Source organism: Chamaesiphon sp. OTE_20_metabat_361 (assembly GCF_031364565.1).
The window spans coordinates 1-4672 of the sequence record NZ_JANLWO010000659.1 but is presented as its reverse complement, the minus strand read 5'-3'; the positions used below and the strand labels follow the sequence as shown (position 1 = coordinate 4672).

General features: G+C 46.6%; 6 protein-coding genes. 3 read left to right on the top strand and 3 right to left on the bottom strand.

The genetic code is table 11. The features are described 5' to 3' along the window. The 3 genes from RMO35_RS18905 to RMO35_RS18895 form a co-directional block, all read left to right on the top strand. Window positions 1-531, top strand: a 531-nt coding sequence (locus tag RMO35_RS18905; RefSeq protein WP_309743112.1) for a DUF445 family protein, incomplete at its 5' end; no start/stop codon positions are given. Between the two features lie 582 nt (window positions 532-1113). After that, window positions 1114-2094: an RNA polymerase sigma factor, RpoD/SigA family gene (locus tag RMO35_RS18900; protein WP_309743110.1), complete on the top strand. Its 981-nt coding sequence runs from the start codon at window positions 1114-1116 to the stop codon at window positions 2092-2094. 228 nt (window positions 2095-2322) lie between these two features. Continuing rightward, window positions 2323-2817 carry a hypothetical protein gene (locus tag RMO35_RS18895; RefSeq protein ID WP_309743108.1) on the top strand — a complete coding sequence of 165 codons (495 nt, stop codon included), beginning with the start codon at window positions 2323-2325 and terminating at the stop codon, window positions 2815-2817. Window positions 2818-2936: 119 nt separating this feature from the next. On the opposite strand, the gene RMO35_RS18890 is transcribed toward RMO35_RS18895, so the two are convergent. The 3 genes from RMO35_RS18890 to RMO35_RS18880 form a co-directional block, all read right to left on the bottom strand. Continuing rightward, window positions 2937-3236 carry an RNA-binding protein gene (locus RMO35_RS18890; protein ID WP_309743106.1) on the bottom strand — a complete coding sequence of 100 codons (300 nt, stop codon included), beginning with the start codon at window positions 3234-3236 and terminating at the stop codon, window positions 2937-2939. 315 nt (window positions 3237-3551) lie between these two features. After that, complete coding sequence (locus RMO35_RS18885; RefSeq protein WP_309743104.1) at window positions 3552-3761, bottom strand: hypothetical protein; 210 nt, start codon at window positions 3759-3761, stop codon at window positions 3552-3554. 221 nt (window positions 3762-3982) lie between these two features. Beyond that, the gene (locus tag RMO35_RS18880; protein WP_309743102.1) at window positions 3983-4534 is read right to left on the bottom strand and encodes an SH3 domain-containing protein; all 552 of its coding nucleotides are present in this window, start codon (window positions 4532-4534) and stop codon (window positions 3983-3985) included. Window positions 4535-4672: the final 138 nt, after the last annotated feature.

Here is a 4672-nt window from a genome sequence, read left to right as displayed (position 1 = left end):
GAAAAAGCCAATCAGATTATCTCTCAACTGATCGTCGCCCTCAATATCCGCAATCGCGTTCAAGAATTATTACGCGATCTTTCCCTCCAAAACTTACCTGTTTCTACCGTTAAAGGACTCCGCAAAACGATTAGCGTCAATGTCCGGAGCTACATGCAGAACAAAGGCGTCGAACTCATTCAAGGACTAACAGATTCGATCGATTGGGATGGGATTGCCAATGTAGTTATCGGTCGGCTCCGCAGTTCGACAATTTTGACATCTTCATTGGATGTCGTCAGTGCGGAACTTGCCATTATTATCGATCGTTATTTAGAACGCGATCTCGAACAAATCGTCACCCAAGTCATTCCGATCCTCAATATCGACCAAGTAATCATCGACAGGGTAAAAGCGACTTCTCCCGCCGAACTCGAAGCGGGAATTCAAGGCATTGTCAAAAGCGAACTGCAAGGCATTGTCAATCTCGGCGGGATTCTCGGCTTTATCGTCGGTTTGATGCAAACCGGATTTCTTTGGTTCCAGAATTAGGTGTTAGGTATTAGGCTTTAGGGATTAGGTATTAGGGATCGGTTATTAGGCTTTAGATTTTCAAGGCTGAGTATTAGGTTGTAGATATCTCTTCGGGTGAAAAGTGCTATTTTTTCTAAAACCTAAAGCCTAAATCTTAAAGCCTAATACCTAATCGCACTGCCCACTATCTATAAGCTAAGAACAATTTACCCCAGTTGTTACAAATAAAGTAGACAGATGCAATTGTTTATTAAGTAGCTAACGTCTGAAACCTAGCTGGTGGGCACTGCCCACCCTACATATTATTTCTAAAGCCTAAAGCCTAAAGCCTAAAGCCTAACTTAATGATTAATTAAGTTTTCACCTCGACCTAGACTGCTATGTTTTTAGATAGTGGAGAACTTTAATCTAGCTATTTACGTCATTATTTTTAAGGCACCGGAGAATACCCCAGCTCAAGCTGTGCCCAGATGGAGACATCTACTATCAATCCATTTACCAGCTTATCTTCATTGCGATCCACATCGAATGTGAAGATAGAAACAGTAGTCTGGTGAAAAGTTTTACTAGCCACTTGTAAAGGGAGTTAAATAGAAACTCATGCCTAGTGTTAAAACTCGAACGATCGGTCAAACCCACTATTCCGGCGATATGGTGCGCACCTATCTCCACGAAATCGGTCGCGTTCCATTGCTCACCCAAGAGCAAGAGATTTGCTATGGTAAGCAAGTGCAACAAATGATGCTCTTACAAGAGGTCAAACAGAGCCTGGAACAGACGTTAGATCGTCCGCCGACGACAACAGAATGGGCGGCAAAAGCAGAGCGTTCGACAGCCGAACTCGACCGAGTGTTACGTTTGGGTCAGCAAGCCAAGCAGAAAATGATCGAAGCCAATCTGCGCTTAGTCGTCGCCATTGCCAAAAAATACCAGAAGCGCAATCTCGAATTTCTCGATTTGATTCAAGAAGGTTCCTTGGGACTAGAACGCGGCGTCGAAAAATTTGACCCGACGCGCGGCTATAAGTTCTCAACTTACGCTTACTGGTGGATTCGCCAAGCAATTACCCGCGCGATCGCTCAACAAGGTCGATCGATCCGCCTACCTATCCATATTACCGAAAAACTCAACAAAATCAAGAAAACCCAGCGCGAGCTGTCCCAACAACTCGGACGCAGTGCGACCTCAGCCGAAATCGCCGTCGCGCTCCAACTCGAACCCGCACAGATTCGGGACTATCTCAACATCTCCCGTCAGCCGATCTCGCTCGATGTCCGCGTCGGCGATCATCAGGACACCGAACTCTCGGAACTGCTCGAAGATGGCGGGATTTCTCCCGAGAAGTACACCGTTCAAGAGTCTTTGCGCCAAGAGCTACATTCCACGCTCGCCGAACTCACCAGTCAGCAACAGGACGTAATTAGTTTGCGCTTTGGTTTGGAAGGTGGTGCGGAGCTGTCACTGGCGAAGGTGGGGGAAATCCTCAATCTCAGCCGCGAACGAGTGCGCCAACTAGAACATCAAGCGCTGTCGCATTTTCGCCGCCGTCATAGCAGTTTCCGCGACTATGTAGCGAGTTAGATGTTGTCTTCTAGCTCGAATCGCCAAAAAGTCGGGGCAATTCATGAATTGCCCCGACTTTTTGGTCGATACTAATGAGATTGCCGCATCACTAGCACTAAATAACTTTGTTGCCCAATAGTCCTGGATACTGATAAATGCTGGATAATAATAGATAGACACAATCTGAAATGTAGCTCCCATTATTCGGTCTGATACCATCATGAATTATTGTTCGGGAAGGGGTGAGTGTCGAGCGTAGTTATTGCTTTATTACAGTCAATCCACCGCCGTAAAAAATCCTGGCTGACCAGGATCGCGATCGCCCTATTAGTTATTCCCGGCGATCCGGGCGCTCTAGCTCAGAGGCAGCAGTCGAGTGCCAATTCAATTGCCAATGGCGTGTATCTCTATGGTGAATCCAATCGACCGGATGTAGTAGGTAAAGAATATATTATTCTGGAAACGACCCGCGATCGGGCGATCGGTGCTTTTTACTTACCAAGATCGGAGTTTAGTTGCTTCTATGGACAATTTAAAGAAGCACGGCTAAATTTGACCATTATCGACCCATTCGACGGTCGGAAGTCAAAATCTACACTTACTTATAATCAGCGTGGTCTAAGCGCCAGCAAACAGCCGCTGATGGGGCAACCTAACTATCAACTTCTGAGCAAAGTTAGTCAGAACGATCGCCGGATTTTAGGTATTTGTAAACTACAACTTAAATTAATTAATAATTAATCCGATCGCAAATTCCAGCGCAAAAGAGTGAAGGTAACAGGGATACCTTCACCATCAAAATAGAAAGATTCGATTGCGATCGTTGGTACCGCAATCGAGATGAATCTGTAGAGCGGGTTCTAGTAAGACGGCTTGCGGAATTCTCCACGATTTTGACCGCCACCGCCGCCACTTTCTTCGCGGGGACGTGCTTTATTTACTTTGAGCGAACGACCCATCCATTCAGCACCATCAAGGTTGGTAATTGCGTTATCTTCACTGGCGTCGTCAGACATTTCAACAAAAGCAAAGCCACGCATTCTGCCAGTCTCGCGATCTGTAGGGAGTACAACTCGTTTGACTGTGCCGTAGTCCTCAAAAACTGTTTTTAAGTCTTCTTCGGTGGCTTGGTAAGATAGGTTTCCGATATAAATGGTCATGTGAGCATCGATAAAGCTGGACGAGAAAGTTACCAGACAGCAAACAGACAATAGGACGTTCGCTACAAGGCGACGCAACTAAGTCCGATCGATTCTAGTGGGCTATGATGATTTTAGAACGACTAACTTAGGATAGGTAGCTGTCTAAACTACAAAGCTGTCCCACGATCGAACTGCACTAGTAATTATTATTTTCATCATACCCGATCTCCTAGGTTTTCTGAGTCGTCCAGACTACAAGTTTAAAGACTTTTCTGGGTAGCTAGGGATTGGCTCAGATCGGATAAAGCCATCGGTACAAATCTCCTCGTCGATCTAGTCGATATCGATCGATTGCGGTCTTTGGCGATCGTTAGTTCCAGTTTGACTGGTTGTTGGCGTAAATCCAGCTTGCTTTTCCAGCCAGGTTCTAACGGGGTCATCCGTCAAGTTGAGCCGGAGCGCCCCAGAGATAAACCCACTGCAAAAAGCCGCAGGTTCTTTGGCAAGTTCTTTCAGAATCGGTGTTAGTTCGTTAAATGGCATAGGACCTGTCGGGTTAACCTGTAGAAGATCTCTTTCGATCTTAGCTCAAACAGATAAAGAGAGGGTAGAGGGTAGATGGGAGATGGGGGGACTGGGAGATGGGGAGATGGGGGGACTGGGAGACGAGGAGACGAGGAGAGAGTCTAAACCCATTACCTTTTACCTTTTACCTTTCCCCTTTCCCCTTTCCCCTTTCCCCTAAAGCCCAAAGCCTAAAGCCTCTACTGCGGTCTGACTCTTCTGATGTTTCTAGTTCTAACGGGTGTGGCTGGTTTGGGAGCCGCTTGGACTTCATTTGCGGCGGCGGCTGCTTTGTCGATATTGCCAGCTTTCACCCAACCTTCGGCATTATCCACTTGAGATCGAATCATTACCCACTGCTTATCGTCGCTAGTTTTGACGATCGCGACTTTGCCATTAAATGCCACACTTCCAACTTTCTCGGCACCCGAATCGGGGTCTTTTTTAAGTGACAATCCATCTTTCCAGACAACTTTGGCATCAAAAGCTTCGGGCGGTAGCTTTCCTGCTGCGTCGGGATTTTGAGGGTTTTTAACTGGTGCTGGTGCGGGTTTCGCACCAGTTTTGGCTTTAGGTTTAGCTGCTAGCGATTTACCCCCATCCCGTTCCTCCGCAAAGACGGGTTTAGGCGGACGGGTACTCATCTGAGTGACAAAGAAGTAGTAACCCGCCCCACCTAAGACTCCAATGATGCCAACCAGTCCAGTCAGCATACCGAGGATGAGTTGGAGCGATTTTAGGGCGACATTCATAAGTTAGGGGATAGGGGATAGTGATTGGTGAATAGTAAATAGTAGTTAGTGGTTGGGGTCTAAGGTTTATTCAGCTTAAAAGAAATTTAGGGACGCTTGCGTCCAAACGATCTATTCCCTATTCCCTATCCCTTATCC